Source organism: Kitasatospora sp. NPDC004745, assembly GCF_042873275.1.
Classification (GTDB): Bacteria; Actinomycetota; Actinomycetes; order Streptomycetales; family Streptomycetaceae; genus Kitasatospora.
The window spans coordinates 102783-124151 of sequence record NZ_JBIALK010000027.1; the positions used below are offsets into that span (position 1 = coordinate 102783).

A 21369-nucleotide genomic window follows, 5' to 3' on the forward strand; every position below is an offset into this window, starting at 1 on the left:
CCGGGAGCGCGGCGCCCGGGCCCCGTACGATCGTCCGACCGGCCCCGTGCCGTCGACCAGCCCCCGCCACCGCCCGGAGCCGCACCCCCATGACCGAGGCCATGACCGCCCCCGCCAGCCGCACGGTGTGGGCCCGCCGGATCACGGACGGCGTCGAGCCGAAGAACGTGATCATCGCGATGCTCCCGCTGCTCGGCGGCGTCCGCCACGGCTGGACGGGCCTCGCCTGGGCGGCCTTCGCGGCGCTGTTCGCGGCCGTCATCCCGACGATGTTCATCCGGCGCGGCATCCGCAGGGGCACCCTGGAGGACCGCCACGTCGGCCACCGGCAGCGCCGGCTGACCGTCATCCCGTTCATCATGGGCTCGGTGCTGACCAGCTTCGCGGTGATGCTGTGGCTGGACGCCCCGGCCGACCTGACCGCGGTGGTGCTGGCGATGTTCGCCTCGCTGGTCCCGATCCTGGTGATCACCGTCTGGTGGAAGGTCTCCGTGCACACCGCGGTCGCCAGCGGCGCGGTGGTCTGCCTCGGGATCGGACTCGGCCCGCTGTGGCTGCTGCTCTACCCGCTGGTGGTGCTGATCGGGTGGTCCCGGGTGGTGCTGCGGGACCACACCACCGCGCAGACGATCGTCGGCGCGGTGGTCGGCGCGCTCACCGCGGGGCTCACCTTCTGGGCCGCCCGCTAGGGCTTGTCTGACACTCCCCGGGGCGCGCCCACCCCGTCCGCCGGGGTCAGCGGATCGGCATCCCGGAGATCGCGCGGGCGATGACCAGGCGCTGGATCTCGCTGGTCCCCTCGAAGATCGAGTAGATCGCGCTGTCCCGGTGCATCCGCTCCACCGGGTACTCCCGGGTGAAGCCGTTGCCGCCGAGGATCTGCATCGCCTGCGCGGTGACCCACTTGGCCGTCTCGCCCGCGTACAGCTTGGACATCGAGCCCTCCGCCGCGGTGAACGGCTGGTTGGTCGCCGCCATCCAGGAGGCCCGCCACACCAGCATGCGGGCGGCGTCGATGCGGGTCCTCATGTCGGCGAGCTGGAAGGCCACGCCCTGGTTGTCGATGATCGGGCGGCCGAACTGCTCGCGGGTCCTCGCGTAGTCCAGCGCCACCTCGTACGCGGCCCGGGCGATGCCGATCGCCTGCGCGCCGACGGCCGGGCGGGAGGCCTCGAAGGTGGCCATCGCCGCGTTGCCCCGGGCGCCGGAGCGCTTGACGCCCTCGCGGGCCCTGGCCAGCCGCTCGTCCAGCTTCTCCTTGCCGCCGAGCAGGCAGCCGCCCGGCACCCGGACGCCGTCCAGCACGACCTCGGCGGTGTGCGAGGCGCGGATGCCGTGCTTCTTGAACTTCTGGCCCTGGCTCAGTCCCGGGGTGCCCGGCGGGACGACGAAGGAGGCCTGCCCCTTGGCGCCGAGCGCCGGGTCGACGGTGGCGACCACGACGTGGACGGCGGCGATCCCGCCGTTGGTGGCCCAGGTCTTGGTGCCGTTCAGCACCCACTCGTCCTTGGCCTCGTCGTACACCGCCCGGGTGCGCAGCGCCGAGACGTCCGAGCCGGCGTCCGGCTCGGAGGAGCAGAACGCGGCGACCTTGAGGTCGTCCGGGGTACCGAACATCTGCGGGGTCCAGGTGCCGATCTGCTCGTCGGTGCCGTTCGCGAGCACCGCGACGGCGGCGAGGGTGGTGCCGACGATGGAGAGCCCGATGCCGGCGTCGCCCCAGAAGAGCTCCTCCATGGCGATCGGGATGCCGACGCCGGAGGGGTCGAAGTACTGCTGGGCGTAGAAGTCCAGGGAGTAGATGCCCAGCTTGGCGGCCTCCTGGATGACCGGCCAGGGGGTCTCCTCGCGCTCGTCCCACTCGGCCGCGGCGGGTCGGATGACGTCGGCGGCGAAGCCGTGCAGCCAGTCGCGTACGGCGAGCTGGTCCGCGCCCGGGTCCAGTGAGAACGTGCTGCTCATGGTGCTTGCCTCCGAAGAAGGGGTGCGGCCGACCGGGGTGTTACCTGGGGTAACATCGTCGGAGTCTGCTACTGATTGGTAACCGGTGTCAACGCCCAGGCCGACCCCAACCCGAGGAGCAGCGCATGTCCCGAGAGCCCCGCCGCGAGCAACTGCTCAACGCCGCCGACCGGGTCGTCCAGCGCGAGGGGCCGAGCGCCAGCATGAACGCCATCGCCGCCGAGGCCGGCATCACCAAGCCGATCCTCTACCGCCACTTCGGCGACCGGAACGGCCTGATCCGGGCCCTGACCGAACGCCACACCGGCGGACTGCTCGCCGCCGTCCGGGCCGCCCTCGCCGAACCGCTCGAACGCCGCGACCGCGTCGAACACGTCCTGGACACCTACCTGGCCGGCATCGAGGCCCGCCCGCAGGTCTACCGGCTGCTCACCCACCCCGAACCCGGCGACCCGAGCGGCGCCGGCAACGCCCTCGCCCCCGCGCTGCGGCAGATCGCCGAGGAGATCACCCGCGCCGTGCAGAACCAGGTCGACCTCGGCGCCGACCGCGACCTGCTCGCCGAGGCCTGGGGGCGCGGCATCACCGGCATGGTGCTGGCCGCCGGCGACTGGTGGCTGGAGACCAGGCCCTGCAGCCGCACCCGCATGGTGCAGGCCCTCGCCGACCTGCTCTGGGGCCGCCTCGCCGCCGCCGCCGACCTGCCCACCGCCGTCCTGCCGGCCGCCCCCGCCGAGCCGGCCGCGCCGGACACCGACTGAACTCCCGCACCGCGCAAGCCCCTTCCGCGGCACGACCGATGCGCGCACGACCCTTGTGCGGCGCGCGCCGCCCCGGGCATCATCGGGCCCCCAGCCCCCCCGCCGTGCGAGGTCCCCGATGCGCCTGCGCCGCACCGCCGCCGCCCTGCTGCTCGCCGCCACCGCCGTCCTCACCACCACCCCGGCCCACGCCACCCCGGCCCTCGGCGACCGGTCCCTCGGCGGCCCGTCCCTCGGCACGCCGGCGCGCCACCCCGTCGGGACGGCGACCGGCCCCGACGGCCGCACCTCGCTCACCGACTCCCGGGGCCGCCGGCTCCAGCTGCGCGGCTTCAACCTGGACAAGTACGCCGAGGCCACCGAGGCCGACGTGCGCGACGTCGCCGCCCAGGGCTTCACGCTGATCCGGGTCGCGGTCTCCTGGACGCGGTTGGAGCCCACCCGCGGCCGCCTCGACCCGGGCGAGCTGCGCCGCCTGGACCGGCTCCTCGGCTGGGCCGACCGGTACGGGCTGCTCGCCCTGGTCGACTTCCACCAGGACGTCTACGGGCCGAAGTTCGGCGGCGGCGACCGCGGCATCCCGGTCTGGGCCACCCGGGACGACGGACTGCCCTTCACCCCCGACCCCGACGACTGGTTCGCCGGCTACTTCCAGCCCGCCGTCCAGGCCGCCTTCCGGCACCTCTACGACGACCCCGACCTGCGCGCCTGGCAGGCCGACTTCTACACCCGGCTCGCCCGTGAACTGCGCGGCCACCGCTCGCTGCTGGGCTACGACCTGTTCAACGAGCCGTTCGGCCCGGTGGACGGCGACCCGACCGATCCGGCGGTGCTCGCCGCCGCCTCCGCCGCCCTCGAACAGGGACGGCTCGCCGACATGTACCGCCGCCTGATCACCGCCGTCCGCCGGGTCGACACCCGTGCCTGGCTGTTCGTCGAACCGACCGTCCTGGTCGGCCAGGGCGTACCCACCCGCCTGCCCGGCTTCGACGACCCGCGCCCCGGCCCGCCCAGGCTCGGCTACGCACCGCACTTCTACGACACCGCGGTCGAGTCCGGCGCCGACTGGGACCCGTCCGGCGGCTTCGTCGAGCGCTACACCGCGGCGATCACCGACTACCCCGCCGCGCACCGCCTGCCCGTCCTGGTCGGCGAGTGGGGCCCGCCGGACTCCCGCCGGCCCGGAAACACCGAGCTGGTCCGCCGGCAGGTCGCCGCCATGGACGGCTTCGCCGAGGGCTGGACCATGTGGTACTGGTGCCGCGGCACCGGCGGCTACTGCGCGCTCGACCCGGCCGGCCGCCCCGCCCCCGGCGACGAGCCCGCCTTCGGCCCCTACCCGGCCGCCGTCGCCGGCACCGACGTGCGCACCACCGGCGGCACCCTGCGCTGGCGCGCCGACGGCAGCCGCACCAGCAGCGAAGTCGTGCTCCCCCCGGCGGCGTTCCCGCACGGCGCCGCCGTCACCGCCACCCCCGCCGGCGCCCGCGTCGAGGTCGAGCAGCCGGCCGGCGGGCGGGCCGGCACCGTCCGGGTCCGCCTGCCGCACGCCTCCCCGGGCACCCCGGTGACGGTGACGGTCACACCGCGCTGACCGCCACCGGGGCCGTCCGGCCGGCGGTCAGGCCAGGCCCCGCCGGGCCAGCAGCGGGCCGGTCTCCGGCGCCCGGCCGACCACCGCGCGGAAGGACTCCAGCGGGTCCCGGCTGAAGCCGCGCGCCAGCAGCTCGCGGCGGAACAGCTCGCCGCTCTCGCGCACCGGGCGGCCGTTGTCCTCGAACCACTGCACGGTGTCGGCGTCCAGCACCTCGGACCAGATGTAGGCGTAGTAGCCGGCGCTGTAGCCGCTGGAGAAGATGTGCTGGAAGTACGCCGTCCGGTAGCGCGGCGGGATCGCCGGCACCGCGATGCCGGCCTCGGCCAGCACCCGCGCCTCGAACTCCTCGGCGTCCGCGATCTCCACGCCCTGCGGCACGGTGTGCCAGGCCCAGTCCAGCAGGGTCGCCGCCAGGTACTCCACCGTCCGGAAGCCCTGACCGAAGCCCTCGGCGGCCGCCATCCGCTCGACCAGCTCGGCCGGCAGCGGCTCCCCGGTCTCGTGGTGGCGCGCGTAGGCGGCCAGCACCTCCGGCCGGACCATCCACATCTCGTTGACCTGCGAGGGGAACTCGACGAAGTCCCGGGGCACCGAGGTGCCCGAGAACAGCGGGTAGCGCACGTCCGAGAACAGCCCGTGCAGGGCGTGGCCGAACTCGTGGAAGAGCGTGCGCACCTCGTCCCAGCTCAGCAGCACCGGCTCGCCCGGCGCCGGGCTCGGGATGTTCAGGTTGTTGAGCACCACCGGGCGCCGGCCGGTCAGGCCGGCCTGCGCCACCAGGTCGTCCATCCAGGCGCCGCCGCGCTTGGACGCCCGGGCGTGGAAGTCGCCGATGAACAGGCCCAGCGGGGCGCCGTCCTCCTCGAACACCTCGAAGACCCGGGCCTCGGGGTGGTGCGCCGTCAGGTCCGACCGCTCGGTGAAGGTCAGCCCGTACGCCAGCCGCGCCGCGTGGAACACGCCGTCCCGCAGCACCCGCTCCAGCTCGAAGTAGGGGCGCAGCGCCGCCGCGTCCACCTGGTAGGCGCCCTGCCGGACCTTCTCCGAGTAGTACGCCCAGTCGTGCGCGGCGATCTCCTCGACGCCGTCCGCGGCCGCCACCTTGGCCAGCTCGGCGGCCTCCCGGCGCGCGTTGGCCACCGCCGGCTCCACCAGCCGGGCCAGCAGCCCGGAGACCGCCTCCACCGTGCCCGCCGTCTCGTCCTCGACCACGTACGCGGCGTGGCTCGGGTGGCCCAGCAGCGCGGCCCGCTCGGCGCGCAGCGCGGACATCCGGATCGCCAGCGGCCCGTTCGCCTCGACGCCCCGGCCGACCGAGGCTGCCAGCAGCCGCTCGCGCACCGAGCGGTCCGTGAGCACGGCCAGTTCGGGCTGACCCGAGGTGTTCTTCAGGCTCAGCACGAAACGGCCCTCGTGGCCCAGCACCCGGGCGTTCTCCGCGGCGGCGGCGACCGCGTCCGCGGACAGCCCGTCCAGCTCCTCGGCGGAGTCCACCACCAGCGCGGCGGCCCTGGTCGCCGCGTTCACGTTCTGCTGGAACGTCGTTGCGAGCGCGGCCAGTTCGGCGTTCAGCTCGCGCAGCCGGTCCTGCTCGGCCCCGCCCAGCCGGGCGCCGGAGCGGACGAAGCGGGTGTGCCGGCGCTCCAGCAGCCGCAGCGACTCCGGGTCCAGGCCCAGCTCGGCGCGGCGCCCGTACAGCTCCTCGATCCGGGCGAACAGCGCCCGGTCCAGGTGGATCGCGTCGTGGTGGGCGGCCAGCAGCGGGCTGACCTCGGCGTCCACCGCGTCGACCAGGTCGGTGGTGTCGGAGGCCGACTGGTTGCGGAACACGGCGTCCACCCGGCGCAGCACGTCCCCGGAGCGCTCCAGCGCGACCAGCGTGTTGTCGAAGGTCGGCGGCTGCGGATCGGCGGTGATCGCGGCGATCTCTGCCAACTGCTCGGCCATCCCCCGCCGGTAGGCGGGCAGGTAGTGCTCCTCGCGGATCTCGGCGAAGGGCGGCAGCTCGTAGACCAGGGTGCTGGCCTCGAAGAACGGGTTCACGGTCATTTCGCCGACCCTACGCCGTGTCACCCACCCTGCCTATGCGGCCCGGCCCCGGTTGTCCGACCCACCCGTTAACGTCGAGGTCGCGCACCCGTAGACCCGCACACCCGTGCCCGTACCCGCACGCCCGACCAGCGCGCCGGAGAGGAGACCCCCGTGGCACCCAGGACCGCCCTCGCCCCCGATCCGCACGGCCCCGGCGGCCGGCTCCAGCCGCTCGACGACTCCGGCGCCCCGCTCGGCCTGCCCGAGGCCGTCCCCGACCTCGCCGCCGCCGTCGCCGACCGCGAGGCCGACGGGCACCCGCGGTGGGTCTGGGCCGCCACCGACGCCGCCTACGCCCCGCTGCTGCCGCGGCTTCAGTCCCGCCTCGCCCGCTGCCACGACCTGCGGCTCACCGAGGCGCTGCTGCTCGGCCACGAGGGCCGGTTCGGCGCGCCCCGCTCGCTCGGCGCCGCCTGGTCCCGGCTGCGCGGCCTGCCCGTCCCGGACGACCTGCCCGAGCCCGGCTCCGCCGAGTCCGACGGCGGCCAGGACACCCTGTTCGCCCCCGACCGGCTGCAACTGCCGCCCGGCGCCGACCCACTGGCCGCCGTGGTGGCCGTCCACGCGGAGCAGCAGCGCCGGCTCGCCGCGATCGCCGACCCGGCCGCCCGGCAGCGGTTCCGGCTGCTGGTCGCCGCCGAGTCGGCCGGCGCGCTGGTGGCCGCAGAGATGGCCCACGACGGGCTGCCCTGGCGCGGCGACGTCCACGACCGGCTGCTCACCGAACTGCTCGGCCCCCGCCCGGCCGTCCCGGGCACCCAGCCGAAACTGCTCGCCGACCTCGGCGCCCGGCTCCAACAGGCCCTCGGCGGGCGCCCGTTCAACCCCGACTCGCACACCCAGGTGCTGCGCGCCTTCGCCGACCAGGGCGTCCAGCTCGGCTCCACCCGCTCCTGGGAGCTCAAGGGCGTCGACCACCCGGCCGCCGCGCTGCTGATCCGGTACAAGGAGCTGTCCCGGATCCACGCCGCGCACGGCTGGGCCTGGCAGGACACCTGGGCCCGCGGCGGCCGCTTCCGGCCCGAGTACGTGGTCGGCGGCGTGGTCTCCGGGCGCTGGGCCAGCCGCGGCGGCGGCGCCCTGCAGATCCCGCGCATCCTGCGGCGCGCCGTCGTCGCCGACCCCGGCTGGCTGCTGGTCGTCGCCGACGCCGCCCAACTGGAGCCCCGGGTCCTCGCCGCCCTCTCCCGGGACGCCGGGCTGGCCCGCACCGCGGCCGGCGGCGACCTATACGAGGCACTCGCCGCCAACGCCTTCCAGGGCGACCGCGACAAGGCCAAACTCGGTCTGCTCGGTGCCATGTACGGCCAGACCAGCGGCGACATCGGCCCGCTGCTGAACACCCTGCGCCGCCGCTACCCCGCCGCGATGGGCTACGTCGAGGCCGCCGCCCGCACCGGCGAGGACGGCGGCGTGGTCGCCTCCCGGCTCGGCCGGGTCTGCCCGCCCGCCTCGGCCGCCTTCCTCGACCTCACCGAGGCCGACACGGCCGGCGAGGCCGGCGGCCGGACGGCCCGCGCCCGCGGCCGCTTCACCCGCAACTTCGTCATCCAGGCCAGCGCCGCCGACTGGGCGCTCGCCCTGCTCGCGGCGCTGCGCCGCCGGCTCCACGACCTGCCCGCGACCGGCCCGGCCGACCGGCCGCACCTGGTGTTCTTCCAGCACGACGAGGTGATCGTGCACACCCCGGCCAACCTCGCCGACGAGGTCGTCGCCGCCGTCACCGAGGCCGCCGACGAGGCCCGTCGGCTCGTCTTCGGCGACACCCCGGTGCGGTTCCCGCTCACCACCGCGGTGGTGGACTGCTACGCCGACGCCAAGTAGCGGCGGGCCGGTGCCTCCGGTGGGCGGCCACCGCACCCCGCGGGGTGGCGGCCGCCACCCCGTGGCGGGCCGCTACAGCTTCCGGAAGGCCCGCGCGTCCTCCGCCGCCGCGACCACCTCGGCCAGCGCCGCGCCGGTCGAGGCGGTGACGACGGCCGCCACCGCGCCCTCCACGAACGGCGCGTCCACCAGGCGCACCCCCGGGCGCGGTTCGTCCTCCAGCACGGTGACGGCGGTCAGCACCGAACTGCCGAGGTCCGGCAGCACGACCACGCCCGCCCCGCCGTCGGCCTCGACGACGGCCCGCGCGATCAGGTCGTAGCTGGTGCCCAGGCCGCCGTCCTCCGTCCCGGCCGCGACCGCCACCCGCACGCCCTCCGGGGCGAGTTCGGCGAGCAGCTCGCGCAGCCCGGCGGCCAGCCGGGGGCTGTGCGAGACCAGGACGACGCCCACGTTTCCGCTCATGCCCGCGACCTTACGGCGGATCCCGCTGCTCCGGGAGGGTGACCGACACCCTGCGTGTCGCACCCCGTGCCGGGCACCCCCGTCTGGCGTAGCGTCGGGGCAGCAGCGTCCGCCGCACACGGCCCGTCGAAGCGTCCTGTCGGACACGCCCAAGGGAGCGAAGAGCGTTGAAGAAGCTGATCAACACCCCGGAGAGCGTCCTGGAGGACGCACTGGCCGGAGTCGCCGCGGCGCACCCCGAGCTGGCGGTGGACCTCGTCAACCGGGTGATCACCCGGGCCGCCCGCCCGGCCGGCCCCAAGGTCGCGCTGGTCTCCGGCGGCGGCTCCGGCCACGAGCCGCTGCACGGCGGCTTCGTCGGCCCCGGCATGCTGGACGCGGCCTGCCCCGGCGAGGTCTTCACCTCCCCCGTCCCGGACCAGGTACTGGCCGCGGCGAAGGCGGTGGAGAACGGCGGCGGCGTGGTCCTCGTCGTGAAGAACTACACCGGCGACGTGATGAACTTCGAGCTGGCCGCCGAACTCGCCGCCGAGGAGGGTCTGGAGGTCCGCACCGTCCTGGTCGACGACGACGTCGCGGTCGAGGACTCCACCTGGACGGCCGGGCGCCGCGGCACCGGGGCCACCGTGCTGGTCGAGAAGACCGCGGGCGCGCTGGCCGAGCGGGGCGCCCCGCTCGACGAGGTGGCCGCCCTGGGCCGGCGGGTCAACGCCGCCTCCCGCTCCTTCGCCGTCGCGCTCACCGCGGCGACCGTCCCGGCGGCCGGCAAGCCCGGGTTCGACCTGCCCGAGGACGAGATCGAGGTCGGCGTCGGCATCCACGGCGAGCCCGGCCGCCGCCGCGAACGGCTCCGCCCGGTCCGCGAGCTGGCCGCCGAGGTGGTCGACACCATCCTCGCCGACCACCACCTGGCACCGGGGGACGAGGTGATCGCCCTGCTCAACGGCCTCGGCGGCACCCCGCTGCTGGAGCTGTACATCACCTACGGCGAGGTCGCCGCCCGGCTCGCCGAGCAGGGCATCACGGTGGCCCGCAGCCTGGTCGGCAACTACGTCACCAGCCTGGACATGGCCGGCTTCTCGCTCACCCTCACCAAGGCGGACCGGCAGCTGCTGGAGCTGTGGGACGCGCCCGTCGACACCCCCGCCCTCAAGCGGGCCTGACCGGAGGAGCAGGCATGGCCCCCATCGACCCGCCGTCCCCCGCACCGGACGCTCCGCACGCAGCACCGCCGGAAGCACCGCTGCCGGACACCGATGCACCCGGCACCCGGCTCCTCGACGCCCGGCTGGCCGAGGCCTGGATCCGCGCCGCCGCCGCGGCCGTCGAGGAGGAGCAGGCCCGGCTCACCGAGCTGGACTCCGCGATCGGCGACGGCGACCACGGCAGCAACCTCCGGCGGGGCTTCGCCGCCGCCCTGACCGCCCTCGACGGCCTCGCGCCGGCCGGCCCCGGCGCCGTCCTCACGAAGACCGGCAGCACGCTGATCTCCAAGGTCGGCGGTGCCTCGGGCCCGCTCTACGGCAAGGCCCTCCGGGCCGTCGGCGCCGCCCTGCCCGGGCCGGCCGGCCCGGCGGACGTGGCCGAGGCGCTGGCCGCCGGACTGGACGCCGTCCGCGCGCTCGGCAAGGCCGACCCCGGGGACAAGACCATCGTGGACGCCTACACCCCGGCGGTCGCCGCGTTCCGCGCCGCGGCCGCGGCCGGCGCCGCCCTCCCCGAGGCCGCCGAGGCCGCCGCGGTCGCCGCCGAACAGGGCGCCCGCGACACCGTCCCGCTGCGGGCCCGCAAGGGCCGCGCCTCCTACCTGGGCGAGCGCAGCATCGGCCACCAGGACCCGGGCGCCACCTCCACCGCCCTGCTGTTCCGGGCCCTCGCCGCCGTCAGCGCCGGCTGAGGGGCCACCCCGACGGGCCTCCGGGGCCGGGCCCTCCAGGCTCGGCCCCGACCGCGGGGCCTAGCCCGCGAAGACCCAGCCCGCGAAGACCCGACCGCGAGGACCCGACCGCGAAGCCCAGCCCGGGCGCGTCCGGAACGCCGGGCCCCCGGCCTCAGCCGTCCGTCCGGGCGATCAACAGCAGCAGGGCGTCGTCCCGCAGGTCCCCGCCGGTGTGCGCCAGCAGGTCCGCGTACACCCGCCCGACCGCCGCCTCCAGCTCCCCGGCCGAGCCGCAGGCGCCGCGCACCAGCGGCCCGACCCGCTCCGCCAGCGGGTAGAACGCCCCGTCCTCGCGGTGCCGCGCCTCGACCACCCCGTCCGTGCAGAGCACCAGGACGTCCGCGGTCCCGAAGGGCTGTCCCCAGCTGGCCGGCTCCCCCGCGGCCAGCCGGCCGAGGCCGAGCGGCACCCACGGGTCCGGGGCGTCCAGCACGTGCGCCCGCCCGTCCCCGTCGACCCGGATGGGCGGGACGTGACCGTACTGCAGCAGCTCCATCACCCCGGGCGTGCGGAACTCCGCGAACAGCGCGGTGGTGAACTCCCCGTCCGGCACGTGCCGCTCGACGCTGGCCTCGATCCGGGCGGCGACGCCCCGCAGGCCGGACTCGTCGTACGCGGCCTCGCGGAAGGCGCCCAGCACCACGGCCGCGGTCTGCACCGCGGCGAGGCCCTTGCCCCGGACGTCGCCGACCGCGACCCGGGTGCCGTGCGGGGTCTCCAACACCGAGTAGAGGTCCCCGCCGATGCGCGAGGCGTCGGCCGCCGAGACGTACCGGACGGCCAGCCGCAGCGGCCCGACGACCGGCCCGGGCAGCTGCAGCAGCGCCCGCTGGGCGGCCTCGGCGACGGAGCTGACGGCCGCGAAGGCCGCGGCGCGCCGCATCCGGATCTTCGCGACCCAGGCGGAGAAGACGGTGAGCACCACGTAGCTGACCATCGCCCCGTAGAGGAAGCGCGCGTCGTTGATGTTGTCGACCTCGTCGTAGTGGCTGAGTCCGAAGACGGCCACCAGTCCGAGTGCGCAGACCGCGAGCAGTTCGCCCGGTCTGAGGGTGAGTGCGGCGACGGCCGGGACGACGGTCATCAGCGGGGCGAGGTAGCGGTCCTTGCCGGAGAGCAGGTCGGCGAGCCCGACCAGCAGGACGGCGAGCAGCGCGGGCGAGGCCCGCCGCCAGAACGGCACGTCCTGGAGGTCGGTGGCCAGCAGGGCACCGCGCCGACGGCCCGGTGGCAGTGCGGCGGCCGTGGGGGCCGAGGGCGACTGGGCGCGGCGGATCGGGAACACATATCGAACATAAGGGACGATCAGCACGCCCACCGCCCCACCCCTCCGCGAAATACCCCTGAGGGGTACGGTGGTCGCCAGAGTCAGAGCCCGGGCCGACGCCCGGGTCAGCGCACCCCCGGAGGCCCGGATGTCCAGCACCACCACCTACACCGTGACCGGCATGAGCTGCGGCCACTGCGAGAACGCGATCAGCCAGGAACTCACCGCCCTGGACGGCGTCACCGGGGTCGCCGCCGACGCCAAGGCCGGCACCGTGACGGTCTCCTCCCTCGCGCCGTTGGACGACGAGCAGGTCCGCACCGCGGTCGACGAGGCCGGTTACGAACTGGTCGGCCGCAGCGTCTGACCCCCGGTGCGGCGGGGCCCGGGCAGCGGACCCCGCCGCACACCCTTCCAAGGAGCTGATCCGCATGATCGAGGTGGGAGCATGACCGCCGCCGCCCCCGGCATACAGGGCGCAGCCGGCACCGGGGCCCGCGAGCGCGTCGAACTGTCGATCGGCGGGATGACCTGCGCCTCCTGCGCGGCCCGGATCGAGAAGAAGCTCAACCGGCTCGACGGCGTCGAGGCCACCGTCAACTTCGCCACCGAGAGGGCCCGGGTGGACTACGGCCCCGGGGTCTCCCTCGAGGACCTGATCACCACCGTCGAACGCACCGGCTACACCGCCGAGCTCCCGCCGCCGCCGGCCCCCGCCGAGCCCGGGCCGACCCCCGCCGCCACGGCCGACCGCCCCGCGCCGGAACAGCCCGCCGACCCCCTGCTCGACCGGCTGCTGACCAGCGCCGTCCTCAGCCTCCCGGTCGTGCTGCTCTCGATGGTCCCGGCCCTGCAGTTCACCAACTGGCAGTGGCTGGCCTTCGCGCTCACCGGCCCGGTCGTGGTGCACGGCGGCCTGCCGTTCCACCGCGCCGCCTGGACCAACCTCAAGCACGGCGCGGCGACGATGGACACCCTGGTCTCCCTCGGCACCCTGGCCGCCTTCGGCTGGTCGTTCTGGGCGCTGTTCTGGGGCCACGCCGGCCGGCCCGGGATGCACCACGACTTCTCGACCCCGATCGGCGGGGCCGACGCCTCCTCCACCCTCTACCTGGAGACGGCCGCCGCAGTCACCGTGCTCATCCTGCTCGGCCGCCACCTGGAGGCCCGCGCCAAGCGCCGGGCGGGAGCCGCCCTGCACGCCCTGCTCGACCTGGGGGCCAAGGACGTGGCCGTCCTGCGGGCCGGGCAGGAGGTGCGGATCCCGGTCGCGGAGCTCGCGGTGGGCGACCGGTTCGTGGTGCGCCCCGGGGAGAAGGTCGCCACCGACGGCACGGTGGTCGAGGGCGGCTCCGCCGTCGACGCCTCGATGCTGACCGGTGAGTCGGTGCCCGTGGAGGTCTCCGTCGGCGACGCGGTCACCGGTGCGACCGTCAACGCGGGCGGCCGGCTGGTCGTCGAGGCCACCAGGGTCGGCGCCGACACCCAGCTCGCCCGGATGGCCCGGCTGGTCGAGGACGCGCAGAACGGCAAGGCCGCCGCCCAGCGCCTCGCCGACCGCATCTCCGCCGTCTTCGTCCCGGTCGTCATCCTGATCGCGCTGGCCACCCTGGTCGGCCGGCTGCTGGCCACCGACAGCCCCACCGCGGCCTTCACCGCGGCCGTCGCGGTGCTGATCATCGCCTGCCCGTGCGCCCTCGGCCTGGCCACCCCGACCGCGCTCATGGTCGGCACCGGCCGCGGCGCCCAGCTCGGCATCCTGATCAAGGGCCCCGAGGTGCTGGAGAACACCCGCAAGGTCGACACCGTCGTCCTGGACAAGACCGGCACCGTCACCACCGGACGGATGACCCTGCTCGCCGTGCACACCGCCGAGGGCGTCACCGAAGCCGAGGCCCTGCGCCTGGCCGGCGCCCTGGAACACGCCTCCGAACACCCCGTCGCCCGCGCCATCGCCACCGCCGCGGCCGAGCGCACCGGCGGCCTGCCGCCCGTCCAGGACTTCCGCAGCACACCCGGCCGGGGCGTGCGGGGCGTCGTCGAGGGCCGCCCGGTGACGGCCGGGCGGGCGGGGACGGCACCGCTGCCGCCGGCCCTGGAGCGGGCCAGGGCCGCGGCCGAGGCGGCCGGCCGCACCGCCGTCGTGGTGGGCTGGGACGGCGCGGCGCGGGCCGTGCTGGAGGTCGCCGACGCCGTCCGGCCGACCAGTGCCGAGGCGATCGCCCGGCTGCGCGCCCTGGGCCTGACGCCGGTGCTGCTGACCGGGGACAACCGCGCGGCCGCCGAGGCCGTCGCCGCCGAGGTCGGCATCGCCCCGGAACACGTCATCGCCGAGGTCATGCCGGAGGAGAAGCTCGCCGCCGTCCGCCGGCTGCAGGCCGAGGGCCGGGTCGTCGCGGTGGTCGGCGACGGCGTCAACGACGCGGCCGCACTCGCCCAGGCCGACCTCGGCCTGGCCATGGGCACCGGCACCGACGCCGCCATCGAGGCCGGCGACCTCACCCTCGTCCGCGGGGACCTGCGGGCCGCCGCCGACGCGATCCGGCTCTCCCGCCGCACGCTCGGCACCATCAGGGGCAACCTGTGCTGGGCGTTCGGCTACAACGTCGCGGCGATCCCGCTGGCCGCGGCCGGACTGCTCAACCCCGTGATCGCCGGGGCCGCGATGGCCTTCTCCTCGGTCTTCGTGGTCACCAACAGCCTGCGGCTGCGCCGCTTCCGGCCGTCCTGACGCACCCGCCGCACGCCGGAGGGGCCCGGACCGCCCGGTCCGGACCCCTCCCGCGGCAACGTCCTAGCGGCCGAGCAGCTCGCCGCCGTTGCAGTGCAGGATCTCGCCGGTGATGAAGCCGGCCTCGGGCGAGGCCAGGAAGTACACCGCCCCGGCGACCTCGCCGGTCTCGCCGATCCGACCGAGCAGGGTGCGGGCCGCCCGGCGGGAGACCTCCGCCTCGTCCAGCCGGGGGCCGAAGAACTCGGTGCCGGCCACCGTCCCCGGCGCGACGATGTTGGCGGTGATGCCCGAGGTTCCCAGCTGGGCGGCCAGGAAGTGGTTCCAGGCGTGCAGCGAGGCCTTCGCCGCGCCGTACGAACCGGCCCCGCGCAGCGCGGCGATGGAGCTGATGGTGACGACCCGGCCGGCGCCCGGGGTGAGCCGGTCGCGGAGCGACTCGGTGAGCAGCACCACGGTCAGCACGTTGCGCTCGAAGTCGCCGCGCCAGCGCGCCAGCAGGGCGTGCGGCCCGCCGCCGATCACGGTCTCCCGGCTCCCGGCGTTGTTGACCAGGACGTCGATCCGCTCGGGCAGGTCGCCCAGCACGGCCTCGACGGCGTCGGGGTCGGCGAGGTCGCACACCAGGGGGGTGACGTTCGTCCCGAGGTCGGCCGCGGCCGCCTCGAGCACCTCGCGGCGGCGGCCCACGATCACGACCCGATCGCCCGCCTCGGCGAACCGCCGCGCGACCTCGTACCCGATTCCCGTGCCACCGCCGGTGACAACCACGTTCCTGGCCATCTGCGCACTCCCTCCCCAGTTCCGCCGCCACGCTGCGAGGGTGCGGGGCGGTCCGTACCGGAATGCCACGATTCCTATCACGCTCGGTTGCCGTGACTGCGGGGAGGGTGACGTAGCCCGCGCGGGATCGTGTGGTATGGGCCGGGCACGAGGCGCACACGGAGCGTGGCGAGAGGCAGCTCACACCCCCCGGGCGTAACTTCTCGCACCCTGATACGTCTTAGGTTGGTAGTGCGGCAGTTTTCCGGTGGGTGGAGACGCTACGAACGGCAACGCGTCCCCGCACCGCCACCGGCTGCCGCCGACGGGGCTCCGGCGGGCCCCGGGACGGTCGTCGACCATGACGACCTCGCGCACGGCGCCGGGGTTGTGACGGGCCAGGGACGCTTTGAGCGGCCGTCCCCGGTCACGGCCCGGCCCCGGAGTCGTGCGCCGTACGGTTCCGTCCCCGCGGGGACGCCGAAGGGCCCGGCCGCACCACGGTGCGGCCGGGCCCTTCCGGTTCTGCGTCAGCGCTCGCCGAGGGCGACGTAGTCGCGGATCTCGGTGCCCGTGTAGATCTGGCGCGGGCGGCCGATCCGGCTGGTCGGGTCGTTGATCATCTCGTGCCAGTGGGCGATCCAGCCCGGCAGCCGGCCGAGGGCGAACAGCACGGTGAACATGCTGGTCGGGAAGCCCATGGCGCGGTAGATCAGGCCGGTGTAGAAGTCCACGTTCGGGTAGAGCTTGCGCGAGACGAAGAAGTCGTCCTTGAGGGCGTGCTCCTCCAGCTTGAGCGCGATCTCCAGCAGCTCGTCGTTCTTGCCGAGCTGGGCGAGGACCTCGTGCGCGAGCAGCTTGACCTGCGCGGCGCGCGGGTCGAAGGCCTTGTAGACGCGGTGGCCGAAGCCCATCAGCTTGACGCCGGCCTCGCGGTTCTTGACCTTCGTGATGAAGGCGTCGACGTCGCCGCCGTCCTTCTGGATGCTCTCCAGCATCTCCAGCACGGCCTGGTTGGCGCCGCCGTGCAGCGGGCCCCACAGGGCGGAGATGCCGGCCGAGATGGAGGCGAACAGGTTGGCGTGGCTGGAGCCGACCAGGCGCACGGTGGAGGTCGAGCAGTTCTGCTCGTGGTCCGCGTGCAGGATGAGCAGCTTGTCCAGGGCGTTGACGATGACCGGGTTGAGCTCGTAGTCCTCGGCGGGCACCGCGAAGGTCATCCGCAGGAAGTTCTCGACGTAGCTCAGGTCGTTGCGCGGGTAGACGAAGGGCTGGCCCATCGCCTTCTTGTACGCGTACGCGGCGATCGTCGGCAGCTTGGCGAGCAGGCGGACGGTCGACAGGTGGCGCTGGTCCGCGTCGAACGGGTTGTGGCTCTCCGGGTAGAACGTGGACAGCGCGCCGACGACCGAGGACAGCATGGCCATCGGGTGGGCGTCCCGCGGGAAGCCCTGGAAGAAGCGCTTGACGTCCTCGTGCAGCAGGGTGTGCTGGGTGATCTCGCGGTTGAAGTCCGCCAGCTGGCCGGCGTTGGGGAGCTCACCGTTGATCAGGAGGTACGCGGTCTCGATGAAGCCGCCCTGTGCTGCGAGCTGCTCGATCGGGTAGCCGCGGTACCGCAGGATGCCGTTGTCGCCGTCCACGAAGGTGATCGCGGACTTGTACGCGGCGGTGTTACCGAAGCCGTTGTCCAGGGTGACCAGGCCGGTCTGCGGGAGCAGCTTCGAGATGTCGAAGCCGGCGTTGCCCGCAGTGCTCTCGACGACGGGGTACTCGTACTCGCCGTCCTGGTACCGCAGTACTACCGAGTTGTCGCTCACGTCTTCCTCACCGACGAAATGAATCCTCTTCCAAGGTGCCCTGACTGTCTCCACCATCCCCCATCTGGAGGACAGCCGCGCACCCGGGGTGGCCCGAAAGGGCCCGCCCCTACAAAACCTGCCGCCGCAGCCGGTACGAACCGGACAAGATCGGCACCACCCTAGGCTCTGCCGTAAATCTCTTCACGTCAAGAGAACATTAGAGGCAACCATCCCGTTGGATAATCATCCAGTTGCCAGCCGATGATCGAGCGCGGCATGCCGCCGACCTGCACTGACGGCCCGCACGGCCTGCGCGATCGCTTTCCGTGACCCGACCAGTACCACCAGTTTCCGCGCCCTGGTCACGGCGGTGTAGAGCAGATTTCGCTGGAGCATCGTCCAAGCGGACATAGTGACCGGAATCACCACGACCGGGTACTCGCTGCCCTGCGAGCGGTGGATCGTCACCGCGTACGCGTGGGCCAGCTCGTCCAGTTCGTCGAAGTCGTAGCCCACCTCCTCGTCCTCGTCGGTCAGCACCGTCAGCCGCTGGTCGTCCGCGCTGAGGGCGGTCACCACTCCCACTGTGCCGTTGAAGACGCCGTTCCGCCCCTTGTCGTAGTTGTTGCGGATCTGGGTGACCTTGTCCCCCACCCGGAACGTCCGCCCGCCGAAACGCCGTTCCGCCAGCCCCTCCCGGGCCGGCGTCACCGCCGCCTGCAGCAGGGTGTTCAGGTTCCCCGCCCCGGCCGGCCCCCGGTGCATCGGCGCCAGCACCTGGACGTCCCGGCGCGGATCGAAGCCGAACCGCTGCGGGATCCGGCGCGCCACCACGTCCACCGTCAGACCGGCCGCCCGCTCCGCGTCCTCCTCCACGAACAGGAAGAAGTCCGCCAGACCGTCCGTCAACGGCGGCTTCCCCTCGTTGATCCGGTGCGCGTTGGTCACCACCCCCGACTGCTGCGCCTGCCGGAAGATCCTGGTCAGCCGCACCGACGGGATCGGGCCGTCCTGCGCCAGCAGGTCCCGCAGCACCTCGCCGGCCCCCACCGACGGCAGCTGGTCCACGTCCCCCACGAACAGCAGGTGCGCACCCGGCGGCACCGCCTTGACCAGCTTGTTCGCCAGGATCAGGTCCAGCATCGAGGCCTCGTCCACCACCACCAGGTCCGCGTCCAGCGGGCGGTCCCGGTCGTAGGCGGCGTCCCCGCCCGGCTTGAGCTCCAGCAGCCGGTGCACCGTCGAGGCCTCCGCCCCGGTCAGCTCCGCCAGCCGCTTCGCCGCGCGCCCCGTCGGCGCCGCGAGCACCACCTTCGCCCGCTTCGCCAGCGCCAGCGCCACGATCGACTTCACCGTGAACGACTTGCCGCAGCCCGGACCCCCCGTCAGCACCGCGACCTTCTCGGTCAGCGCCAGCCGCACCGCCTGCTCCTGCTCCGGAGCGAGGTCCGCCCCGGTCCGCTTCGCCAGCCACTCCAGCGCCACCGGCCAGTCCACCGCACCGAACCACGGCATCCGGTCGGCGTCCGAACGCAGCAGCCGCAGCAACTGGTTGGCCAGCGAGATCTCCGCCCGGTGGAACGGCACCAGGTACACCGCGGTGATCGGCTCGCCCGCGTCCCCCGGCACCGACTCCCGCACCACCCCCTCCGCCGCCACCAGCTCCGCCAGGCACTCGATCACCAGCCCGACGTCCACCTGCAGCAGCTTCACGCCGTCCGCGATCAGACGCTCCTCGGGCAGGTAGCAGTGCCCCTGGTCGCTGCTCTGCGACAGCGCGTACTGCAGCCCGGCCTTCACCCGCTCCGGACTGTCGTGCGGGATCCCCACCGCCTGGGCGATCCGGTCCGCCGTCAGGAACCCGATCCCCCACACGTCCGACGCCAGCCGGTACGGCTCGTTGCGCACCACCCCGATCGAGGCGTCGCCGTACTGCTTGTAGATCCGCACCGCCAGCGAGGTCGACACCCCCACCCCCTGCAGGAAGACCATCACCTCCTTGATGGCCTTCTGCTCCTCCCAGGCCGCCGCGATCTTCTTCGTCCGCTTCGGGCCCAGCCCGGGCACCTCGATCAGCCGCCCCGGCTCGTTCTCGATGACCTCCAGGGTGTCCACCCCGAACCGCTCCACGATCCGCTCCGCGAACCGCGGCCCGATCCCCTTGATCAGCCCCGAGCCCAGGTACCGCCGGATGCCCTGCACCGTCGCCGGCAGCACCGTGGTGTAGTTCTCCACCGTGAACTGCCTCCCGTACTGCGGGTGCGAACCCCACCGCCCGTGCAACCGCAGCGACTCGCCGACCTGCGCCCCCAGCAGCGCCCCGACCACCGTCAGCAGGTCGTTCGCCCCCCGGCCGGTGTCCACCCGGGCCACCGTGTAACCGGTCTCCTCGTTGGCGTACGTGATCCGCTCCAGCACGCCCTCGACCTGTGCGAGCTGGCGCGGCACCTCCTGCCCCGACTGCGCCTGCCTGGCCACCGGGACCCCCTTCGACCGGTACGGGTGGACCTTTCCGCTACGCACCGTACCGCCCGCCCCGGACACCCCCGAATCCGCGCCGGACGGCCCCCGCGGCCCTGCCGTGCAGCGCCCCCGCGCAGGTGCCAGGCTGGGAGGGGCGGGGGGAGCGCCGACCGCGCCCGCACCCGCACGGGCCCGTCCGAGGAGCAGTGCCGCCATGCTCAACACCGCCTTCCGCCCCGGCTCCCCCGACTGGCTCGACCTCGGCAGCCCCGACACCGGGGCCTCCGTCGACTTCTACACCGCCCTGTTCGGCTGGACCTTCGACTCGGGCGGCCCCGAGGCCGGCGGCTACGGCTTCTTCCGGCTCGACGGCCGCACGGTCGCCGCGCTCGGCCCGCTCACCGAGGAGAGCGACCAGCCCGGCTGGACGGTCTACTTCGCCACCCCCGACGCCGACCGCACCACCGAACTCGTCGAACAGGCCGGCGGCCGCGTCCGGTTCGCCCCCTTCGACGTCTTCACCGCGGGCCGGATGGCCGGCTACGCCGACCCGACCGGCGCCGAGTTCTCGGTCTGGCAGCCGCACGACACCCGGGGCTTGGAGGCCGTCGACGACGAGGGCAGCCTCTGCTGGACCGAGTGCCACAGCGTCGACGCCGAACGCGCCAAGGCCTTCTACCGCGCCGTCTTCGGCTGGCAGGAACAGGACGTCCCGGTCGAGGGCCTCGTCTACACCGTCCTCACCCCGGCCGGCGGCGGCACCGAGGACGCCCACGGCGGCATCGTGCAACTCGACCCCGCGCGGACCGCCGCCGGCACCGCCTCCCACTGGCTCCCCTACTTCGAGGTCCCCAACGTCGACGCCAGCCTCGCCATCGCCGGCACCCTCGGCGCCACCGTGCGGATCCCCGCGTCGGACGTCCACGGCGTCGGCCGCCTCGCCCAGCTGGACGACCCGCACGGAGCCGCCTTCGCCGTCATCACCACCGCGAAGCCCGGGGAGTGACGGCAGATCACCCCCGAGAAGGGCCCTGAGGGGGTCCTGCGGGGGCTACCGGCCGGGGGTGCGGGTGAGGGGGCGGCCTATCCTCTGGTCATGACCGATCTGACGATCCGCCGGGCCACCGAAGACGACCTGCCGGCGGTGGTGGCGATGCTCGCCGACGACCCCCTGGGCGCCACCCGCGAGAGCCCCGACGACCTCACCCCGTACCGTGCCGCCCTCGCCCGCATCGACGGCGACCCGCACCAGCACCTGGTCGTCGCCGAACGCGCCGGCCGCACGGTCGGCACGCTCCAGCTGACCCTGGTCCCCGGCCTCTCCCGCAAGGGCTCCACCCGCGCGATCATCGAGGGCGTCCGCATCCACGCCGACGAGCGGGGCAGCGGCCTCGGCACCGACCTCATCCGCTGGGCCGTCGACCGCTCCCGCGACCTCGGCGCCGACCTCGTCCAGCTCACCTCCGACGCCACCCGCACCGACGCCCACCGCTTCTACGAACGGCTCGGCTTCACAGCCTCCCACGTCGGCTTCAAGCTGCCGCTCTGAGCGCCCCGGGGACGCGGAAAAGCATCGGAAAAGCAGAAAACCCCCGCCGGGTGCCCGGCGGGGGTTTTCTCGAAGAATTGTTCGGCGGCGTCCTACTCTCCCACAGGGTCCCCCCTGCAGTACCATCGGCGCTGTGAGGCTTAGCTTCCGGGTTCG

At 74.4% G+C, this 21369-nt stretch carries 17 protein-coding genes and 1 rRNA gene; 10 read left to right on the forward strand and 8 right to left on the reverse strand.

What is annotated here, in order from left to right; all coding sequences use genetic code 11:
- The first annotated feature begins 89 nt into the window (after positions 1-89).
- Complete coding sequence (locus tag ACFYUY_RS32800; protein WP_360217021.1) at positions 90-689, forward strand: hypothetical protein; 600 nt, start codon at positions 90-92, stop codon at positions 687-689.
- Positions 690-735: 46 nt separating this feature from the next.
- Here ACFYUY_RS32800 and ACFYUY_RS32805 read toward each other — a convergent pair whose 3' ends face one another.
- On the reverse strand, positions 736-1962 hold the full coding sequence (locus ACFYUY_RS32805; protein ID WP_360217024.1) for an acyl-CoA dehydrogenase family protein: 1227 nt from the start codon (positions 1960-1962) through the stop codon (positions 736-738).
- A 125-nt stretch (positions 1963-2087) separates the two neighbouring features.
- On the opposite strand from ACFYUY_RS32805, the gene ACFYUY_RS32810 reads away from it, so the two are divergent.
- Together ACFYUY_RS32810 and ACFYUY_RS32815 are read left to right on the forward strand one after the other, a co-directional pair.
- Positions 2088-2723 (forward strand): TetR family transcriptional regulator, encoded by a 636-nt coding sequence (locus tag ACFYUY_RS32810; RefSeq protein ID WP_360217027.1) that lies wholly within the window; start codon positions 2088-2090, stop codon positions 2721-2723.
- Between the two features lie 118 nt (positions 2724-2841).
- Complete coding sequence (locus ACFYUY_RS32815) at positions 2842-4317, forward strand: cellulase family glycosylhydrolase (protein ID WP_387906049.1); 1476 nt, start codon at positions 2842-2844, stop codon at positions 4315-4317.
- 27 nt (positions 4318-4344) lie between these two features.
- Here ACFYUY_RS32815 and ACFYUY_RS32820 read toward each other — a convergent pair whose 3' ends face one another.
- Positions 4345-6369 carry a M3 family metallopeptidase gene (locus ACFYUY_RS32820; protein ID WP_360217033.1) on the reverse strand — a complete coding sequence of 675 codons (2025 nt, stop codon included), beginning with the start codon at positions 6367-6369 and terminating at the stop codon, positions 4345-4347.
- 153 nt (positions 6370-6522) lie between these two features.
- Here ACFYUY_RS32820 and ACFYUY_RS32825 point away from each other — a divergent pair, with 153 nt between their 5' ends.
- A complete protein-coding gene (locus ACFYUY_RS32825; RefSeq protein WP_387906052.1) occupies positions 6523-8235 on the forward strand; it encodes a bifunctional 3'-5' exonuclease/DNA polymerase in 1713 nt (570 codons plus the stop codon).
- A 72-nt stretch (positions 8236-8307) separates the two neighbouring features.
- On the opposite strand, the gene dhaM is transcribed toward ACFYUY_RS32825, so the two are convergent.
- Positions 8308-8700 (reverse strand): dihydroxyacetone kinase phosphoryl donor subunit DhaM, encoded by a 393-nt coding sequence (gene dhaM / locus ACFYUY_RS32830; RefSeq protein WP_387906055.1) that lies wholly within the window; start codon positions 8698-8700, stop codon positions 8308-8310.
- A 167-nt stretch (positions 8701-8867) separates the two neighbouring features.
- On the opposite strand from dhaM, the gene dhaK reads away from it, so the two are divergent.
- Together dhaK and dhaL are read left to right on the forward strand one after the other, a co-directional pair.
- A complete protein-coding gene (gene dhaK / locus ACFYUY_RS32835; RefSeq protein ID WP_387906057.1) occupies positions 8868-9863 on the forward strand; it encodes a dihydroxyacetone kinase subunit DhaK in 996 nt (331 codons plus the stop codon).
- A 14-nt stretch (positions 9864-9877) separates the two neighbouring features.
- Entirely contained in the window at positions 9878-10597 is a 720-nt protein-coding gene (gene dhaL / locus ACFYUY_RS32840) for a dihydroxyacetone kinase subunit DhaL (protein ID WP_387906059.1), read from the forward strand.
- Between the two features lie 154 nt (positions 10598-10751).
- Here the strand turns inward: dhaL and ACFYUY_RS32845 are convergent, their stop codons facing one another.
- Positions 10752-11957, reverse strand: coding sequence for a PP2C family protein-serine/threonine phosphatase (locus ACFYUY_RS32845; RefSeq protein ID WP_363364982.1), 1206 nt, complete (start codon positions 11955-11957; stop codon positions 10752-10754).
- Between the two features lie 97 nt (positions 11958-12054).
- Here ACFYUY_RS32845 and ACFYUY_RS32850 point away from each other — a divergent pair, with 97 nt between their 5' ends.
- Positions 12055-12273 (forward strand): heavy-metal-associated domain-containing protein, encoded by a 219-nt coding sequence (locus tag ACFYUY_RS32850; protein WP_360217051.1) that lies wholly within the window; start codon positions 12055-12057, stop codon positions 12271-12273.
- Between the two features lie 81 nt (positions 12274-12354).
- Positions 12355-14637 carry a heavy metal translocating P-type ATPase gene (locus ACFYUY_RS32855; protein WP_387906062.1) on the forward strand — a complete coding sequence of 761 codons (2283 nt, stop codon included), beginning with the start codon at positions 12355-12357 and terminating at the stop codon, positions 14635-14637.
- Positions 14638-14700: 63 nt separating this feature from the next.
- On the opposite strand, the gene ACFYUY_RS32860 is transcribed toward ACFYUY_RS32855, so the two are convergent.
- The 3 genes from ACFYUY_RS32860 to ACFYUY_RS32870 form a co-directional block, all read right to left on the reverse strand.
- Entirely contained in the window at positions 14701-15420 is a 720-nt protein-coding gene (locus ACFYUY_RS32860; RefSeq protein ID WP_360223210.1) for an SDR family oxidoreductase, read from the reverse strand.
- 509 nt (positions 15421-15929) lie between these two features.
- Positions 15930-17219 (reverse strand): citrate synthase, encoded by a 1290-nt coding sequence (locus ACFYUY_RS32865; RefSeq protein WP_360223213.1) that lies wholly within the window; start codon positions 17217-17219, stop codon positions 15930-15932.
- A 225-nt stretch (positions 17220-17444) separates the two neighbouring features.
- Positions 17445-19679, reverse strand: coding sequence for an ATP-dependent RecD-like DNA helicase (locus ACFYUY_RS32870; RefSeq protein ID WP_387906065.1), 2235 nt, complete (start codon positions 19677-19679; stop codon positions 17445-17447).
- 199 nt (positions 19680-19878) lie between these two features.
- Between ACFYUY_RS32870 and ACFYUY_RS32875 the strand changes: the two genes are divergently transcribed.
- Both ACFYUY_RS32875 and ACFYUY_RS32880 read left to right on the forward strand, forming a co-directional pair.
- Positions 19879-20670 (forward strand): VOC family protein, encoded by a 792-nt coding sequence (locus tag ACFYUY_RS32875; protein WP_360223219.1) that lies wholly within the window; start codon positions 19879-19881, stop codon positions 20668-20670.
- 90 nt (positions 20671-20760) lie between these two features.
- Positions 20761-21213: a GNAT family N-acetyltransferase gene (locus tag ACFYUY_RS32880; protein ID WP_360223222.1), complete on the forward strand. Its 453-nt coding sequence runs from the start codon at positions 20761-20763 to the stop codon at positions 21211-21213.
- Between the two features lie 79 nt (positions 21214-21292).
- On the opposite strand, the gene rrf is transcribed toward ACFYUY_RS32880, so the two are convergent.
- Positions 21293-21369, reverse strand: a 5S ribosomal RNA gene (gene rrf, locus ACFYUY_RS32885); the annotation flags it as partial.